Raw genomic sequence first — 14,748 nt, 5'->3', positions numbered from 1 at the left:
ATAAATGAATAAATATAGTGGTTTATTTGAAAGTTTACAGAGTATGGCACCAATCAAAGCCAGAGAGACGCTTAAGCCGAAATTCTTCACAACTTGAAATTCCTGTGGTTAGATATATTAGAAAGTAATTTGTAAAGGAGCAGTATACATGCAGAAAATTGAAGGTAAAGTGGCACTCATCACAGGTGCGGGCCGCGGTATCGGCCGTGCAACCGCAATCGCATTCGCCAAGGAGGGCATACACGTCGGGCTTGTCGGGCGTACGCCTGAAAACCTGGAGCGTGTTGCCAAGGAGCTTGAACAGTATGACGTGCAGACGGCGACTGCTGCAGCCGATGTTGCTGATATCGACGCCATCACTTCTGCGGTCGAATCCATCCGCAATGCACTCGGTCCGATCGACATACTCGTGAACAATGCCGGAATTTCAAAGTTCGGCAGCTTCATGGATCTCACTCCTGAAGAATGGACGAACATCATGAACGTCAATGTGAACGGTTTATATTACACGACACGTGCGGTACTGCCTGAAATGCTTGAACGGGAAACAGGCGACATCATAAACATTTCATCCACCGCCGGCCAGAAGGGCGGACCCGTCACAAGTGCCTATTCCGCTTCAAAAGCTGCAGTCATCGGGCTGAGCGAGTCATTGATGATGGAAGTGCGCAAGAAGAATATCCGTGTCACGACACTGACTCCGAGCACGGTCGCAACTGACATGGCGGTCGAACTGAACCTTACAGACGGTAACCCGGAGAAAGTCATGCAGCCGGAAGATATGGCGGAACTGATGGTCGCCCAATTGAAACTGAACCCACGCGTCGTCTTGAAAAATGCCGGCCTGTGGTCGAACAACCCTTAAACACGCTGAAGCACTTCCCGTCCGGGAAGTGCTTTCTTCATGACAATGTGAAAATCTCCTTAAGCAGTGATATGATTACGATATATGTCACATGAAGAAATTCTTTGGGGAAAAGAGGATAAGGGATGGAAGCCGAAAAGTTATGGAATAAATACTTAAAGGAACATCCGGAACACGAAGGTGATACATACGTCGCATGGGCGTACGGCGCTGCGCCGGATGAGCTTGCGGAACTTACACTGAAAGGCATCAAGACAGCGACAGCATCGGCCTATGCACTTTACGAACTGGAAAATGAGCCGCTGCCGAAGCCCGGCGATTTCAGCATCATCCTGGATTCGAAAGGAGTAGCCGTCTGCATCATACGGACGACTCATGTCAATGTCATGCCGTTCGATGAAGTCGGTGAGGATTTTGCATGGAAGGAAGGCGAAGGCGACCGCTCCCTCCGATATTGGCGCAAAGTCCATCTTGAATTCTTCGAGGGAGAGTACGCCGCGCACGGCATGACCTTCAATGAAAAAGTGAAGGTGGTGTGTGAGGCATTCGAAAGAATCTATTGAAAAATGTCAGCTCCGACTCCATGCTTAATCTCCATTAAGCCGGGTAACTTATATGTAAATGCACTCCATTAAGTCAATCCAAGTCAAAAGAGGTGAACCCTGATGACCAATAAACTGCTCTTATGCGGGATACTCCTGTCCAACATGCTCAGTGCCATCGTGCTTGCTCTAACCATATTTCATCACTTCTCGGTAAAAAGCGAGCTGGCTGAGGTGAAGAAGCACAGCCCTGTTGAGAGGGAAGTATGAACAGATTGATTGTCATTACCTCCGGGTAGAGCTAATATGAGGGTTACAATATAGGAGGAATGACATGAAGCATATCAAATTGAATGATGCCGTGGAAATCCCGATCATCGGCATCGGTACAAACACTTACGGCAAGGAAGGCAATCAGTTTTCAGGCACCCTGCGGGGGGACACTGAGGAAGTGGACTGGGCAATTGAAAACGGCTACCGTCATTTCGACTCGGCACAGCTTTACAACAATGAAGAAGTCGTCGGGGAGGGCCTCGCGAAATCTTCAGTTCCACGTGAAAATTTCTTCATCACGACGAAGCTCAATACGATGGATGGCTACAAAGGCGCAGAGTGGGCGCATGCTGAAATTGAAAAGAGCCTGGAGAAACTGCAGACGGATTATTTCGATTCATTCCTCATCCACTTCCCGTGGGACAATGACGATGAAATCCTCGAAGCATGGGGCATTTTGGAAAACTATTATGAACGCGGTGTATTCAAATCAATTGGCGTCTCCAATTTCGAAACTGAGCATATCGACCTGATCCTTGAAAAAGGAGATATCAGACCGGTTGTGAATCAGATCAAGTCCAACGTCGGCAACTGGAATGATGAATTGATCGGTCATAATTACAAGAATGGCATTGCGACCGTCGCATGGGGCCCGCTCGGCGGCATCGAGGGTGAAGCGGAGCAGGTTCTCTCGGAGATTGGTGAACAGTACGGCAAGACGGCAGCCCAGGTCGTCCTGCGCTATCAGATTGAGCGTGAGGTCATCGTCATCCCGAAATCCCACAATAAAGACCGCCAGGCCGAGAGCCTGGATATCTTCGACTTTGAACTGACGGCAGAAGACCATGGACGCATCAGTTCACTGTAATCATCATTGAAATGATAAGCGCACCTGCCTATAAGGCTGGTGCGCTTATCTCATTTTTCAAGCCGCTTCACTTCGACATTGAGGTTGAAGTGGTCATTTAAAAACTTCCCGTAATTATGTCTGTTCACTTCAAACTTCTCTTTTTCACCGTGCTTTGTGATCGTCAGGCTGCTTTCCGACATGGAGACGCGGCCGTCACTCTTAGGCTGTGTAACAATCAATTTCCTGACGAATATGGAGTCCGGGTGATGCTGATTGTACTCCAGGTTATCCTGGAAATCTTCAATTTCCCGCGGTGTGAAGCCGCCCCTGTACAATGTTTCGAACCCCTCGCCCCCATCCTTCTGCACTTCGAATCCACTGTCTGTTTCAACTGCACGGTACCGGCCGTTCACATCATCGATGACGACCGCTTCTTCAACAGGCCTGATCGGCATGGCTTTCAAGGGCAGGTCACCGAATCCGACATCCGCCACATATAAGTCATCCGACTTCACCAGTGTCGACATATGGCTCCCTTCACGCGTCCAGCCGTCCGGATGTTTCACGGTCGCTGATACATTGTAAGCATTATAACCTTTCGCATTCAAGTATTGCCTGAACAGCGTATTCATCTCATAACAGAAACCACCGCGCCCGCATATAATGATTTTATCGAAGATGTCCTCAAGCGCCAATGATATCGGCACTTCATTCTGAACGTCGATGTTCTCAAACGGCACCCGCTTCATATAGCTTGAAATATACTCATCCAGACCGCCTGACGGATTCCCCAAAAATCGATCCATTTCCTTGATCATGACCTGACCTCCTTAAATGTAATATGTGAATCAGAGACCTGTCAGTTTTGTCAGGCCGTCGGGCAGCATCTCCGCAATATAAATATCTCCCTGTGCATCGACGGTGATGCCATGTCCGAAAGTGCCGAGCGTCCGGCATCTGCCGATGAATCCACCTGCTGTGTTGAAAACATGAAGGGACGGCACCTGATCCGTGACGTAGATGAAACCCTCATCGTCTTCACATATATCCATCGGATGGAAGACGTTGTTCAGTTCCTTCAAGTAACTCCCGTCCCGGCTGAAGATCTGCACCCGGTTGTTCTCCCGGTCCGTCACCAGCACCCTTTCTGTTTGGTCGACCAGAATGGCATGCGGTGTCATGAAGCGGCCTTGCTCCGTTCCGAGGCCGCCCCACGTGTTAAGCAGGTCACCTGCATCATTGAAGTGGTGGACATGCGCATTGCCGTAACCGTCCGCCACGAAAATATCGCCTTCCTTTGAAAAGGCGATATCCGAGGGGTGGTTGAACGGCTCCCCCACATCTCCCGGTTCGGTCTCGCCACCCATGGTACGGAGCAATTCTCCCTGCTTATTGAAGACGAGGACCCTGTGCCGGTCCCTTTCCACTACGTACACTTCACCGTCCGGGCTCACTTCAAGGTAATGCGCATCCCTCACCGCTTCATCATGCCATCGGTCCACCAGCTCACCTTCGGTCGTTAAGACGAGCATGAATGGGTCACTCCTCTGCAGCACGTATATATATTCTTCATTATATGAAACAGCCGATACATTCTTGATGTATTGTGCCACGCCTTCTGCCCAGCCGCTGTCCACCCTGTACTTCTTCTTCCCCAGCCTGAATACCATATCAGACATACCTGTCTCCCCCTCACTGTTTTCGTTTGATTCGATTAATTTCATACTATCATAAACTGTGAGGGCCTTTTATTCATAAAGCTTTTATCTTCCGCTTATCACTGTATCTGTGTCACCATGGATATAATAGAAACTGTAAAGTGATGGGAGGGTTATCCAATCAAGTATTTTTTATTATCTGCAGTTTTGTCAATATTTCTGGCGGCATGCGGCGACGCCGGTGTTTCCAATGGAGAGGAACAGCCGGTCGAGGTGCTGGAATCGGCTGGTGTCGAAGAGCCTGAACATGGAGACAGTTTCGTAATTGAGACGGAGGATGCAAATAGCACTGTATATGCTTATGTGGAGACCGGCACGGAATGGACGGCAGATGAAGATGGCGATGCATTGAATGTACATTTTGAAGAACCCGGTGAAGGAGGAGAATTGATGTTGTACAGCATTGACGTCGATTTGGATGCGCACACTCTGAATTTTTATATCAATGGTGAGTCGGTGGACATTGTTGTTTATATCTAGGATGCCGTCACTTGTAATGATATCTGCAGGAAATGATCTGTACCTGGTTTTCCGTCACTCTATATACCAGAAAGTGTTCACTGTCTATAGCCGACTGTAAAAGCTGTTTAAGTTGCCTTTCAGCTTTTCAGATTTACCTATACCGTTCAGAACACCTGCCCTATCAATGCTTTGAAATTTTTACGGGCGTTGGAATAAGTAGTGACCGACATGGCCATCCCTCCCTTTATTATAATTGTACAATAAAAAAAATTTAAAATTCTCAGTGTGGAGGAATAAAATTGTTTAGTAATGAGATCACGTTTCAGCTGCCAATACTTCATGATTCCCGGTTGCACATATTAAAACTTACGATGGGAAAAGTACAGATCAGACTCTCTTCTTTATGATATATCGCAGCTGCGCCAGCCAATACATCACATACATCACCAGGGCACCTGCGATTGCAAGGATGATAAGATAGACCGGGTTGAATGTAAGGCCTGCTACATTGATGGTGGAACCAAGATTATAAAAGTCCTCTAAAGGCGTACCCGCTTCCGGTGCATAGGTATAAAAATAATTGGAAACCTCACCAAAAATCCCGACAAACCAGTTATTCACCATGACCGACAGTAAATATACCGGCACCAGAATGATATACGATTTTAAAAGTGTCTTCCGGTCGACCCGGATCATTCCCGTCAACAACAAATAAAGGCCCGCCGCTACAATCAGTGTATGTCCTGCAATATATGCAAGCCCTTGAATATCGAGTGCATTACTGTAGTTTTCCAGCCCATCGGCAAATATGACGGATGCCAGGCCTGCTGGGAAGTTCAGGCACCAGGCGATCGTACCGATTACACGATAATTTTTATTGAGCGCAACGATAAGCAATAGAATGTTGCCAAAGTGACAGACCTGGAAAGGAAAGACTTCAGGGCCCAAGCCGTATTCGTTGAAAATGTAAATCTGCCTGGAGGCTAATATGACCACCAGGACCGCTCCCATCACCAGGGCCACTTTTCTTTTTAAGGCAAAGGATTTATCCTGTGTCATTTTATACAGGCCAATCCCAAGGATGAATGGGGATACAATCATAAAGTAATGAAAAGTACTCCACATTTCAAACTGCATTTCCATAATGTACACGCCCCTCCACACTGCGCCTCTTCCGCCTGCAGTCCAACTACTGCAAATGAACTAAACGGGGATGATCCTTCTACTTTTCCCTTCTTTTATCGCCTCTGATGGCGTTGATCTCACCGCCTATTAAAATTATGAGGGAAGATAAATATAACCAGATCAATAAAATGATGATGGTTCCAAGATTCCCGTAAATAATGGAATAATCAGCAATGCTCACGTAGAATGAGAACCCGAGCGAAGCCAGCTGCCATCCAATCACAGCGAACAATGTTCCGGGGATGATGTCGAGAATGCGCAACTTTTTATTCGGCGCAAAGTAATACAGACCGGCAACCACGACTATCAATATAATGGAACTGAACGTCCAGCGGAATGTGTTCCAATCCTGCAGGAAATCGGGGTCGAACCCCAATAAGGAAGAAACGGACAACCCGATCTCCCTTCCAAACACCAGCAATGTTAAAGAGACGATGACACCCAGGACCATACCGATGGCAAGCAGGATGGCAACACTGACAGCCTTAAGGAAAGGCCTGCTTTCTTCCACCCGGTGGGCACTGTTCAATGTCCGTACCAATGCACTGGCGCCCAATGCAGACAGCCATATCGTCGCTATCATGCTGAGCGACAATAAGTCCCCCCTTGTAACCTCGAGCACCTGATACAAATTCTCTTCGATCAGCTGCATTGACCCCTCGGGTGCGTACGGGCTGATAATATCCAGTACCGTCCCGGTTGAGATCGGCAGAAAACGCATTAAGGTGAATATTAAAATCAAAAATGGGAATATCGCAAGCAGCAGATAATAAGAAAGCTGTGCAGCCATATCAAACACTTTATCTTTTATGGAATGGTGGACCAGCTTTTTGAAGAAGCGTTTTATCCGGATTGTCATTCATATCCCCTTCAATCCTATTCATTTCGCAAAACATGCAGGATGGAACCCAACAATTGTAGTAATAAATACCCGGATTTTTCTGTCCCTACTCCAGAATGGACGAAGAGGGACCTATTCTTTTCACTTTTCAGTGTACACACCATGTCACCTTGATACAATTTCATTTTGATACAAAAAAGCACTCCCCAATCTTTGGGAAGTGCTTTTCGATATATGGTGATATATTAACGTTTTGAGAACTGTGGCGCACGACGTGCCTTTTTAAGACCCGGCTTCTTACGCTCGACCATACGCGGGTCACGTGTAAGGAGTCCTGCTCTCTTAAGTGGACCACGGTATTCAGGATCCGCTTCAAGCAATGCTCTTGCGATTCCGTGACGGATTGCCTGTGCCTGACCTGTGAATCCACCGCCATTGACATTGACCTTCACATCGTAGTTACCTTCTGTTTCCGTAACTGCGAATGGTTGATTCAAGTCAAGGATCAGACTTTCAAACGGGAGGTACTCTCTCATGTCGCGGCCATTGACCGTGACATTTCCTTCTCCCGGTACTAAACGTACGCGTGCAACTGATGTTTTACGACGACCTGTTCCATAATATTCTACTTTAGCCATTTAATCAATTCCCTCCTATTCTTATCCGCGAAGCGTATAGCTTTCTGGTTGTTGTGCTTCATGTGGATGCGTATCTTCTGCATACACAAAAAGTTTTTTGGCCTGCTTACGTCCAAGTGAGTTCTTAGGAAGCATGCCTTTGATGGACTTCTCCAGAAGACGTACAGGGTTTTTCTCCCTCAGTTCACCGGCTGAAATTGATTTCATGTTACCGATATATCCAGTGTGCTTGTAGTACATTTTGTCCTGTGCCTTATTACCTGTCATTTCAATCTTACCGGCGTTAAGGATGATCACATAATCACCAGTGTCGACGTGTGGTGTGAAAGTCGTTTTATATTTACCGCGTAGTATTGATGCAACTTCTGAAGACAGGCGACCGAGCGTCTGACCTTCAGCATCAATTACATACCATTTGCGCTCAATGTTAGCTTCATTTGCCATAAATGTTTGATGCATTGTTATTCCTCCTGATTACACTTAAATTTCCCTTAAAATAAAAAATTCTCGTTTTACTCTATATACACTTCACAATAAGTTTCCGGGGCTTATCATGGGAATGATATAAAATTATACCGTTGTTTATAATACTACTTATGCTGCATTTTGTCAATACGGATTGTGGATTTTGTTACTTTTCAGAAGCCTTCGTCTAAATGGACCCTCTCAAGATACAAGCCTTCAGCCGGAGCGGTCCTCGGTACGATCGTGCGGTCTTTCTGACCGATGATCTCCCCGGTCTCGGGCGCACGTTTCCCCGCCCCGACTTCAACGACATAGGCCACGATGATGCGGACCATGTTGTAGAGGAAGCCTGACCCTGAAATCACAAAGTCGAAGCCGTCATCCGTTTCCTCGATGCGGAACTCCGTGATGGTGCGGACTTTATTGACGATTTCCGCCTTGGCACTGGAGAAGCTCGTGAAGTCATGGGTGCCCATAAACGGTGCCATGGCCTCCCTCATGCGTGTCTTGTCCAGTTTATGCGGATAATGGGTTTTCAGCCCGTGAAGGAACGGATTTACAGCCTCTGACGTGTAGATGCTGTACCTGTAGGTCTTGCCCTTCGAATGATATCTGACGTGGAAATCGTCCGGAATTTCTGTGACGCCCGTGATGCCGATGTCGTCCGGCAGGTTCCTGTTCAGTACATAATGCCATTTATCGGTGGTGAGGTTCAGGCTTGTGTCGAAATGGCAGTACTGCTCCAGCGCATGGACGCCCCGGTCCGTGCGTGATGCAGGATGGATGCGCACCCCACTCTTATGCATTTTGGTGAGGACTGCTTCAATCACACCCTGCACGGTACGGTAATTGTGCTGATACTGGAAGCCGTGGAAGTCTTTTCCGTTATAACTCATTTTAAGCATGATACGCATTGTCTCACATCCTCACCATGTATAGTAGAACCCCGAATAGAATGACAACGAGGATGGCCGCCGTGTCACGCAGCTGCCATTTGAGCTCACGGTAGCTCGTCCGTCCCGCTTCGCCGGTGTATCCCCGCACTTCCATCGCAACCGCCATCTCTTCAGCCCTTTTGAAGGCTGAAATGAAGAGCGGTATGAAAATCGGGATGAGGGCATTGATCCGGGATTTCAGCCTGCCGGTCATGAACGTTGATCCTCTCGCACTCTGCGCTTTGATGATCTTCTCCGTCTCATCCATCAGTGTCGGGATGAACCTCAGGCTGATGGATATCATCATGGCAAGCTCATGAATCGGGACCTTCACTTTCCTGAGCGGACTCCCCAGCCTCTCGATGGCGTCCGTGAGCTCGATCGGACTTGTCGTCAGTGTGAGTATCGTGGTGATGACGAGCAGCATGACGAGCCGCACAGTGATATAGATGCCGGTGATAACGCCTTCCGAGTCGATCTGGATGAAGCCCCACTCGACCAGTGTCGTTCCGCCACGCGTGAAGAATATATGGAGGAGGAACGTGAAAATCAGTATGAACAACAATATCTTCAGCCCGTTGAACAGGAAGAAGAGGTTGATCTGCGCGGTTCTGATGAGGCCGAGCACGAATAAGATGAGCAGGCCGTAGCCGATCCAGTGGTTCGCAAAAAAGACGATGATCATGAACAGCACGACGGAAACGATTTTGGCACGCGGATCGAGCCTGTGGATGATGCTGTCCCCCGGGATGTAACGTCCGAGCAGCATACTACTGAGCACGGGCATCCCTCCATTCCCGGTACAGCGTAATGAACGCCTCCGTGTTGCGAGGCACCGTTTCGAATACGATCCCTTTACGCTCAAGGTCATGCGTGAGTTTCACGATGTCCGGTATTTCGAGATGATGGTCGGTCAGCAGCAGTTCATCAGTGAGGATGTCCTCCGTCGGGCCTTCCCGGATCAGTCCGCCGGCTGCCAGGAGCTTCACTTCATCCGCATACTCGAAAACGTCGTTCATATCATGTGTGACGAGGATGATGGTGATGTCGAACTCCTGCTGGATGCGTTTGAAGAGTTCCATCACCTCGATATGACTTTTAGGGTCGAGGCCTGCCGTCGGCTCATCGACGATCAGGACTTCGGGCTCCATCGCAAGTATGCCGGCAATGGCTATTTTACGCATCTGGCCGCCGGAGAGGTCGAACGGCGAACGGCCGAAAGCACGTTCCGGCACACCGAGCAGGGAAAGGTACTTTTCCGCACGTGCCTGTGCCTCTGCTTCGGTGAAACCCATGTTGAGCGGGCCGAACATCACATCTTTCAAAATCGTCTCATCGAACAGCTGATGTTCAGGAAATTGGAAGACCATGCCGACATGCTTCTTCACCTGATGAATGATGCGCTGCTTCGTCTTTTTGCCGAGCGTCAGGTCTCCGACCTGCACCTCGCCTTCCGTCGGAAGAATGAGGCCGTTCAGATGCTGGATCAGCGTCGATTTGCCGCTCCCGGTCCGGCCGATGATGGCATAGTATTTGCCGGGCTCGAAAGTTGTCGTCAGATGGTCCAATGCGATATGCTCAAATGGTGTGCCGGCATGATAAATGCTGGTGAGGCCGTCGACTGTAATGTTCATAGGCGTGCCACCAACTCATCGTGCGTGACATAGCCGCCGTCAAGCAGCGCCCTGGAGATCTGCATCTGGTAGGGCAGTACGAGCCGGCTCTCGATCAAGGTGTCCGTATCGCTGAAGATGTGTTCGATCGTTCCTTCGCTGATGACTTTGCCGTCCTTCATGATGACCGCATAATCACTATCCTCGATTTCGCCCAGGTCATGTGTGATATAGATTAAGGTGGTGGTCCGTGTCTTATGGATGTCGTTCAGGATTGCGAGCATGTCGCTCCGCCCTTCCGGGTCGAGCATGGATGTCGCCTCGTCCAGTATGAGGACCGCAGGCTCCATGGCAAGCGCCCCTGCGATTGCCACACGCTGCTTCTGTCCGCCCGACAACCTTGCCGGGGCATGTCTCCTGTATGCGAGCATATTGACTGCCTCAAGCGCTGCTTCCGTCCGTTCCAGCATCACTTCCCTCGGCAGCCCCTGGTTTTCAAGGCCGAAGGCGACATCGTCCTCCACCGTCGCCCCGACGAACTGATTGTCCGGGTTTTGGAAGACGATTGCGAATCGTTCACGGAAGCGCTGCAGATTATCTGGCGTGAGCACCTCGCCATCCACGGAGATCTCACCTGAGTAGCCTTCCAATATGCCCATCATGAGTTTCACGAGTGTACTTTTGCCTGAACCGTTATGACCGATGATCGACACCCAGTCCCCTGTTTTGAAAGATAGGGAGATATCATCAAGCGCCTTGGGCGCATCCGCCTGATAACGATAAGTTAGATTGTCGATTTTTATCATACATCTCCACCACCATTTTTTATGTAAAAAAAGCGCGTACCCTGCATAGAGCCGCGCGTTCATTCTTTTATAGCCTGCAGGATACGTAGAGCTAGACAAGGAGACTGGGCTCCCTATCGTAACACTCCTACTGCTTTTAATTATTCAGCATCTTCTGTGGTTGCAACTGCACCTTCAACGAACTCGATGATGACAAGTTCAGCACCGTCGCCGCGGCGTTCACCAAGCTTTTTGATGCTTGTGTATCCACCCTGACGATCCTCGAAACGTGGTGCGATGTCACCAAATAATTTTTGAAGCGCATCCTGAGTCGTTCCATCTTCATTCAGGATTTCAACGTTGCGTACTGTACGGCCTGCACGGCGTCTTGCCGCAACATCGCCACGCTTACCGAGTGTGACAAGCTTGTCCACTATGCTGCGCAGTTCTTTTGCACGTGCTTCAGTCGTTGTGATGCGTTCGCTTACGATCAATGAAGTCGCAAGGTCTCTCAGCATCGCTTTTCTCTGGCTTGAAGTACGGCCTAATTTTCTGTAGCCCATGTGAAATAACCTCCTTTATCAGTCTTCTTTGCGGAGACCCAGTCCAAGGTCTTCCAACTTGAATTTAACTTCTTCCAGGGACTTGCGTCCAAGGTTCCTGACTTTCATCATGTCCGCTTCCGATTTGTCGGTGAGCTCCTGGACCGAATTGATTCCTGCACGCTTCAAACAGTTGTAGGAACGTACGGAAAGATCCAGTTCTTCGATGGACATTTCAAGCACTTTTTCTTTCTGGTCTTCTTCTTTTTCAATCATGATTTCGACATTCTGCGCTTCATCCGTCATACCGACGAAGATGTTCAAATGCTCGGTCATGATTTTGGCAGATAATGACACTGCTTCCTGCGGTGTGATCGATCCATCCGTCCACACGTCAAGCGTGAGCTTGTCGAAGTTGGTCATCTGGCCGACACGTGTGTTCTCCACAGTGTAGTTCACCCGCTCGACAGGTGTATAGATTGAATCCACCGGAATGACGCCGATTGATAATTCATTCTTGTTGTCGTCAGACATGGTATACCCGCGTCCACGGTCAGCGATCATCCTGATTCTCAGTTGTCCGCCGCTTGCCACAGTGGCGATCTTGAGGTCGGGATTGAGGATTTCAACATCACTATCATGAGTGATATCGGAAGCTTTCACTTCACCTTCGCCTGAAACTTCTATCTCCAAAGTCTTTTCCTCTTCGGAATAAATCTTCAGTGCAAGTTGTTTAATGTTTGTAATGATCGTAGTCACATCTTCGACCACGTTTTCAATCGTTGAGAATTCATGCAGTACATTTTCAATTTCTATCGTTTTTACTGCCGCACCTGGTAATGATGACAATAGAATGCGACGTAAGGAGTTCCCAAGTGTTGTTCCATAACCGCGTTCCAATGGTTCAACAACAAACTTACCAAACTTAGAATCTTCCGATACTTCGACAGTTTCAATTCTAGGTTTTTCGATTTCAATCATTCGTTTCTTTTCCTCCCTTTAAACGCCGAAAATATTATACAACCATGTGTTCTATGATAACTGATTTGACGTTACAAATTAAGCACTTACACACGGCGGCGTTTAGGTGGACGGCAACCATTATGAGGTACAGGTGTCACATCTTTGATCGCTGTGATTTCGAGACCTGCAGATTGCAATGCACGGATTGCTGCTTCACGACCGGCACCGGGACCTTTCACTGTCACTTCGACTGTTTTGAGTCCGTGTTCCATCGCCGCTTTTGAAGCAGTTTCAGAAGCCATTTGAGCTGCAAATGGTGTTGATTTCTTTGAACCTTTGAAGCCAAGCGCACCTGCAGATGACCAGGATAAAGCATTACCGAATTCATCCGTGATCGTTACGATCGTATTGTTGAATGTTGAACGGATGTGTGCAACTCCGGAATCTATATTCTTTTTCACCTTACGCTTACGACTTTGTTGTTGTCTACGAGCCATGATTACTCCTCCTTTACTTTAAATTATTTCCTCTTGTTCGCTACTGTCTTGATCGGTCCTTTACGGGTACGGGCATTGTTCTTGGTGTGCTGTCCGCGTACCGGAAGGCCACGACGGTGACGGATACCTCTGTATGAAGCGATCTCCATCAAACGTTTGACGTTCAGGTTCTGCTCACGGCGAAGGTCACCTTCCACTTTATAACCGTCAACGACTTCACGGATTTTATTAAGTTCTTCTTCAGTCAGGTCTTTCACGCGAGTCTGATCAGAAATGCCGGCTTCTGCCACGATCTCCTGCGCTCTTGTGTTCCCGATACCGAATATATAAGTTAAAGAAATAACGACACGTTTGTCACGTGGTACGTCAACTCCTGCTATACGAGCCATATATTACACCTCCGTTTATTTTATCCTTGCTTCTGTTTATGCTTAGGGTTCTCACAGATTACCATAACTTTGCCTTTTCTGCGGATGACTTTGCATTTCTCACAGATCGGCTTCACTGATGGTCTTACTTTCACGAGTATTACCTCCTTAAAATGTGGAGTCCATTATTTGAAACGATAAGTGATTCTGCCACGCGTCAAATCGTACGGTGACATTTCAACTGTAACTTTATCGCCAGGAAGAATACGTATATAGTTCATACGGATTTTACCTGAGACATGTGCCAAAATCTCATGCCCATTTTCCAGTTCAACTTTAAACATCGCATTCGGTAAAGTATCAAGTACTGTACCTTCAAGTTCAATTACATCCTGTTTACTCACTTCAATTCCCCCTTTACAGTTTCATATTTCTATAGAAATACACTTCAGGTGAAGTTCGAATCCACTTAACGTCAAATCAAAATATTGAACTCATATATTTTTAAACTGCGTCATATCTTATTCACCCAAAAGTACTGTTTAGAGGTGAATGCTTATAAATCCTGTAATATCTCATCGATTTCAACAAAAACATCATCGATGTGTTTTGAACCATCCACATTTACCAAAATGTCCTGTTCCTTATAGAAGTCGAGCATCGGCTGTGTCTGCTTCATGTTCACTTCAAGACGGTTCGCCACCGTTTCCGGATTGTCGTCTTCGCGCTGATACAGCTTGCCGCCATCCAGATCACACACGCCTTCCTGTTTCGGCGGGTTGAAGACCAGATGGTATGCAGTGCCGCACACTTCGCAGATGCGTCGTCCGGTCAACCGGTTGATCAACTCTTCTTCATCCACATCGACATTGATCGTCCGGTCGATTTTATTTCCGAGTTCATCCATTATACCGTTCAAAGCCTCAGCCTGTTCCACGGTACGCGGGAATCCGTCCAATAAAAAGCCGTCTTTCGCATCACTCTGTGACAGACGTTCTTTGACGATGCCTATCGTCACCTCATCCGGAACAAGTTCGCCTTTATCCATGTAGGATTTGGCTTGAATGCCAAGCTCTGTTTCATTCTTTATGGCCAGGCGGAACATATCACCAGTAGATATATGAGGAATCGGGTATTTTTTGATAATCTTCGAGGCCTGCGTCCCTTTACCTGCACCGGGCAGGCCCATCAATATGATATTCATCC

At 47.9% G+C, this 14,748-nt stretch carries 22 protein-coding genes and 1 pseudogene; 5 read left to right on the top strand and 18 right to left on the bottom strand.

What is annotated here, in order from left to right:
* The first annotated feature begins 148 nt into the window (after positions 1–148).
* The 4 genes from BUA12_RS05955 to BUA12_RS05945 all read left to right on the top strand — a co-directional run bounded on the left by BUA12_RS05955 (position 149) and on the right by BUA12_RS05945 (position 2,548).
* Complete coding sequence (locus BUA12_RS05955) at positions 149–865, top strand: 3-ketoacyl-ACP reductase (protein ID WP_072709394.1); 717 nt, start codon at positions 149–151, stop codon at positions 863–865.
* 125 nt (positions 866–990) lie between these two features.
* Positions 991–1,428 (top strand): ASCH domain-containing protein, encoded by a 438-nt coding sequence (locus BUA12_RS05950; protein WP_072709392.1) that lies wholly within the window; start codon positions 991–993, stop codon positions 1,426–1,428.
* Between the two features lie 102 nt (positions 1,429–1,530).
* On the top strand, positions 1,531–1,677 hold the full coding sequence (locus BUA12_RS13035; protein WP_178138232.1) for a hypothetical protein: 147 nt from the start codon (positions 1,531–1,533) through the stop codon (positions 1,675–1,677).
* A 64-nt stretch (positions 1,678–1,741) separates the two neighbouring features.
* Positions 1,742–2,548: an aldo/keto reductase gene (locus BUA12_RS05945; RefSeq protein ID WP_072709391.1), complete on the top strand. Its 807-nt coding sequence runs from the start codon at positions 1,742–1,744 to the stop codon at positions 2,546–2,548.
* 50 nt (positions 2,549–2,598) lie between these two features.
* Here BUA12_RS05945 and BUA12_RS05940 read toward each other — a convergent pair whose 3' ends face one another.
* Both BUA12_RS05940 and BUA12_RS05935 read right to left on the bottom strand, forming a co-directional pair.
* Complete coding sequence (locus BUA12_RS05940; RefSeq protein WP_072709389.1) at positions 2,599–3,348, bottom strand: arylamine N-acetyltransferase family protein; 750 nt, start codon at positions 3,346–3,348, stop codon at positions 2,599–2,601.
* 30 nt (positions 3,349–3,378) lie between these two features.
* A complete protein-coding gene (locus BUA12_RS05935; RefSeq protein WP_178138231.1) occupies positions 3,379–4,209 on the bottom strand; it encodes a 6-bladed beta-propeller in 831 nt (276 codons plus the stop codon).
* Positions 4,210–4,395: 186 nt separating this feature from the next.
* Between BUA12_RS05935 and BUA12_RS05930 the strand changes: the two genes are divergently transcribed.
* Entirely contained in the window at positions 4,396–4,728 is a 333-nt protein-coding gene (locus tag BUA12_RS05930; RefSeq protein WP_072709387.1) for a hypothetical protein, read from the top strand.
* Between the two features lie 7 nt (positions 4,729–4,735).
* On the opposite strand, the pseudogene BUA12_RS13275 reads toward BUA12_RS05930, so the two are convergent.
* From BUA12_RS13275 to BUA12_RS05850, 16 genes and pseudogenes are all read right to left on the bottom strand, one after another.
* Positions 4,736–4,822, bottom strand: a pseudogene (locus BUA12_RS13275) (type II toxin-antitoxin system YoeB family toxin); the annotation flags it as partial.
* Positions 4,823–5,097: 275 nt separating this feature from the next.
* Positions 5,098–5,835, bottom strand: coding sequence for a TMEM164 family acyltransferase (locus BUA12_RS05920; protein ID WP_281248128.1), 738 nt, complete (start codon positions 5,833–5,835; stop codon positions 5,098–5,100).
* Between the two features lie 97 nt (positions 5,836–5,932).
* On the bottom strand, positions 5,933–6,754 hold the full coding sequence (locus BUA12_RS05915; RefSeq protein WP_072709384.1) for a YihY/virulence factor BrkB family protein: 822 nt from the start codon (positions 6,752–6,754) through the stop codon (positions 5,933–5,935).
* A gap of 227 nt (positions 6,755–6,981) precedes the next feature.
* A complete protein-coding gene (gene rpsI, locus BUA12_RS05910) occupies positions 6,982–7,374 on the bottom strand; it encodes a 30S ribosomal protein S9 (protein ID WP_072709382.1) in 393 nt (130 codons plus the stop codon).
* Positions 7,375–7,395: 21 nt separating this feature from the next.
* The gene (rplM, locus tag BUA12_RS05905) at positions 7,396–7,833 is read right to left on the bottom strand and encodes a 50S ribosomal protein L13 (protein WP_072709380.1); all 438 of its coding nucleotides are present in this window, start codon (positions 7,831–7,833) and stop codon (positions 7,396–7,398) included.
* A 179-nt stretch (positions 7,834–8,012) separates the two neighbouring features.
* The gene (truA, locus tag BUA12_RS05900; protein WP_072709378.1) at positions 8,013–8,753 is read right to left on the bottom strand and encodes a tRNA pseudouridine(38-40) synthase TruA; all 741 of its coding nucleotides are present in this window, start codon (positions 8,751–8,753) and stop codon (positions 8,013–8,015) included.
* 4 nt (positions 8,754–8,757) lie between these two features.
* Positions 8,758–9,555: an energy-coupling factor transporter transmembrane component T family protein gene (locus BUA12_RS05895; RefSeq protein ID WP_072709376.1), complete on the bottom strand. Its 798-nt coding sequence runs from the start codon at positions 9,553–9,555 to the stop codon at positions 8,758–8,760.
* Entirely contained in the window at positions 9,545–10,408 is an 864-nt protein-coding gene (locus BUA12_RS05890) for an energy-coupling factor transporter ATPase (protein WP_072709374.1), read from the bottom strand. The genes BUA12_RS05895 and BUA12_RS05890 overlap by 11 nt, the downstream gene beginning before the upstream one ends.
* A complete protein-coding gene (locus tag BUA12_RS05885) occupies positions 10,405–11,193 on the bottom strand; it encodes an energy-coupling factor transporter ATPase (RefSeq protein WP_072709372.1) in 789 nt (262 codons plus the stop codon). Before BUA12_RS05885 ends, BUA12_RS05890 begins: the two co-directional genes overlap by 4 nt.
* Positions 11,194–11,333: 140 nt before the next feature.
* On the bottom strand, positions 11,334–11,735 hold the full coding sequence (gene rplQ, locus BUA12_RS05880) for a 50S ribosomal protein L17 (RefSeq protein ID WP_072709370.1): 402 nt from the start codon (positions 11,733–11,735) through the stop codon (positions 11,334–11,336).
* An 18-nt stretch (positions 11,736–11,753) separates the two neighbouring features.
* The gene (locus tag BUA12_RS05875) at positions 11,754–12,695 is read right to left on the bottom strand and encodes a DNA-directed RNA polymerase subunit alpha (protein WP_072709368.1); all 942 of its coding nucleotides are present in this window, start codon (positions 12,693–12,695) and stop codon (positions 11,754–11,756) included.
* Between the two features lie 86 nt (positions 12,696–12,781).
* A complete protein-coding gene (rpsK, locus tag BUA12_RS05870) occupies positions 12,782–13,174 on the bottom strand; it encodes a 30S ribosomal protein S11 (RefSeq protein WP_072709366.1) in 393 nt (130 codons plus the stop codon).
* Between the two features lie 23 nt (positions 13,175–13,197).
* Positions 13,198–13,563 carry a 30S ribosomal protein S13 gene (gene rpsM, locus BUA12_RS05865; RefSeq protein ID WP_072709364.1) on the bottom strand — a complete coding sequence of 122 codons (366 nt, stop codon included), beginning with the start codon at positions 13,561–13,563 and terminating at the stop codon, positions 13,198–13,200.
* Between the two features lie 20 nt (positions 13,564–13,583).
* Positions 13,584–13,697, bottom strand: a complete 114-nt coding sequence (rpmJ, locus tag BUA12_RS05860) for a 50S ribosomal protein L36 (RefSeq protein ID WP_003156543.1) — start codon at positions 13,695–13,697, stop codon at positions 13,584–13,586.
* Positions 13,698–13,727: 30 nt separating this feature from the next.
* The gene (gene infA, locus BUA12_RS05855; RefSeq protein ID WP_017547668.1) at positions 13,728–13,946 is read right to left on the bottom strand and encodes a translation initiation factor IF-1; all 219 of its coding nucleotides are present in this window, start codon (positions 13,944–13,946) and stop codon (positions 13,728–13,730) included.
* A 152-nt stretch (positions 13,947–14,098) separates the two neighbouring features.
* Entirely contained in the window at positions 14,099–14,746 is a 648-nt protein-coding gene (locus BUA12_RS05850) for an adenylate kinase (protein WP_072709362.1), read from the bottom strand.
* Positions 14,747–14,748 lie beyond the last annotated feature (2 nt).

The sequence above is a fragment of the Lacicoccus alkaliphilus DSM 16010 genome (genome assembly GCF_900142805.1).
In the GTDB taxonomy this organism is placed as follows: domain Bacteria; phylum Bacillota; class Bacilli; order Staphylococcales; family Salinicoccaceae; genus Lacicoccus; species Lacicoccus alkaliphilus.
This window is presented reverse-complemented; position numbering and strand designations above follow the sequence as displayed.

Bases quoted from the DNA above. Each gene is read 5' to 3' on its own strand.
- BUA12_RS05955 (WP_072709394.1), top strand. From the start codon at position 149: ATGCAGAAAATTGAAGGTAAAGTGGCACTCATCACAGGTGCGGGCCGC.
- BUA12_RS05945 (WP_072709391.1), top strand. From the start codon at position 1,742: ATGAAGCATATCAAATTGAATGATGCCGTGGAAATCCCGATCATCGGC.
- rpsM (WP_072709364.1), bottom strand. From the start codon at position 13,563: ATGGCTCGTATAGCAGGAGTTGACGTACCACGTGACAAACGTGTCGTT.
- rplM (WP_072709380.1), bottom strand. From the start codon at position 7,833: ATGCATCAAACATTTATGGCAAATGAAGCTAACATTGAGCGCAAATGG.
- BUA12_RS05940 (WP_072709389.1), bottom strand. From the start codon at position 3,348: ATGATCAAGGAAATGGATCGATTTTTGGGGAATCCGTCAGGCGGTCTG.
- BUA12_RS05890 (WP_072709374.1), bottom strand. From the start codon at position 10,408: ATGAACATTACAGTCGACGGCCTCACCAGCATTTATCATGCCGGCACA.
- BUA12_RS13035 (WP_178138232.1), top strand. From the start codon at position 1,531: ATGACCAATAAACTGCTCTTATGCGGGATACTCCTGTCCAACATGCTC.
- BUA12_RS05850 (WP_072709362.1), bottom strand. From the start codon at position 14,746: ATGAATATCATATTGATGGGCCTGCCCGGTGCAGGTAAAGGGACGCAG.
- BUA12_RS05920 (WP_281248128.1), bottom strand. From the start codon at position 5,835: ATGTGGAGTACTTTTCATTACTTTATGATTGTATCCCCATTCATCCTT.
- rplQ (WP_072709370.1), bottom strand. From the start codon at position 11,735: ATGGGCTACAGAAAATTAGGCCGTACTTCAAGCCAGAGAAAAGCGATG.
- BUA12_RS05875 (WP_072709368.1), bottom strand. From the start codon at position 12,695: ATGATTGAAATCGAAAAACCTAGAATTGAAACTGTCGAAGTATCGGAA.
- BUA12_RS05935 (WP_178138231.1), bottom strand. From the start codon at position 4,209: ATGTCTGATATGGTATTCAGGCTGGGGAAGAAGAAGTACAGGGTGGAC.
- BUA12_RS05885 (WP_072709372.1), bottom strand. From the start codon at position 11,193: ATGATAAAAATCGACAATCTAACTTATCGTTATCAGGCGGATGCGCCC.
- BUA12_RS05915 (WP_072709384.1), bottom strand. From the start codon at position 6,754: ATGACAATCCGGATAAAACGCTTCTTCAAAAAGCTGGTCCACCATTCC.
- rpsK (WP_072709366.1), bottom strand. From the start codon at position 13,174: ATGGCTCGTAGACAACAACAAAGTCGTAAGCGTAAGGTGAAAAAGAAT.
- rpsI (WP_072709382.1), bottom strand. From the start codon at position 7,374: ATGGCTAAAGTAGAATATTATGGAACAGGTCGTCGTAAAACATCAGTT.
- truA (WP_072709378.1), bottom strand. From the start codon at position 8,753: ATGCGTATCATGCTTAAAATGAGTTATAACGGAAAAGACTTCCACGGC.
- BUA12_RS05950 (WP_072709392.1), top strand. From the start codon at position 991: ATGGAAGCCGAAAAGTTATGGAATAAATACTTAAAGGAACATCCGGAA.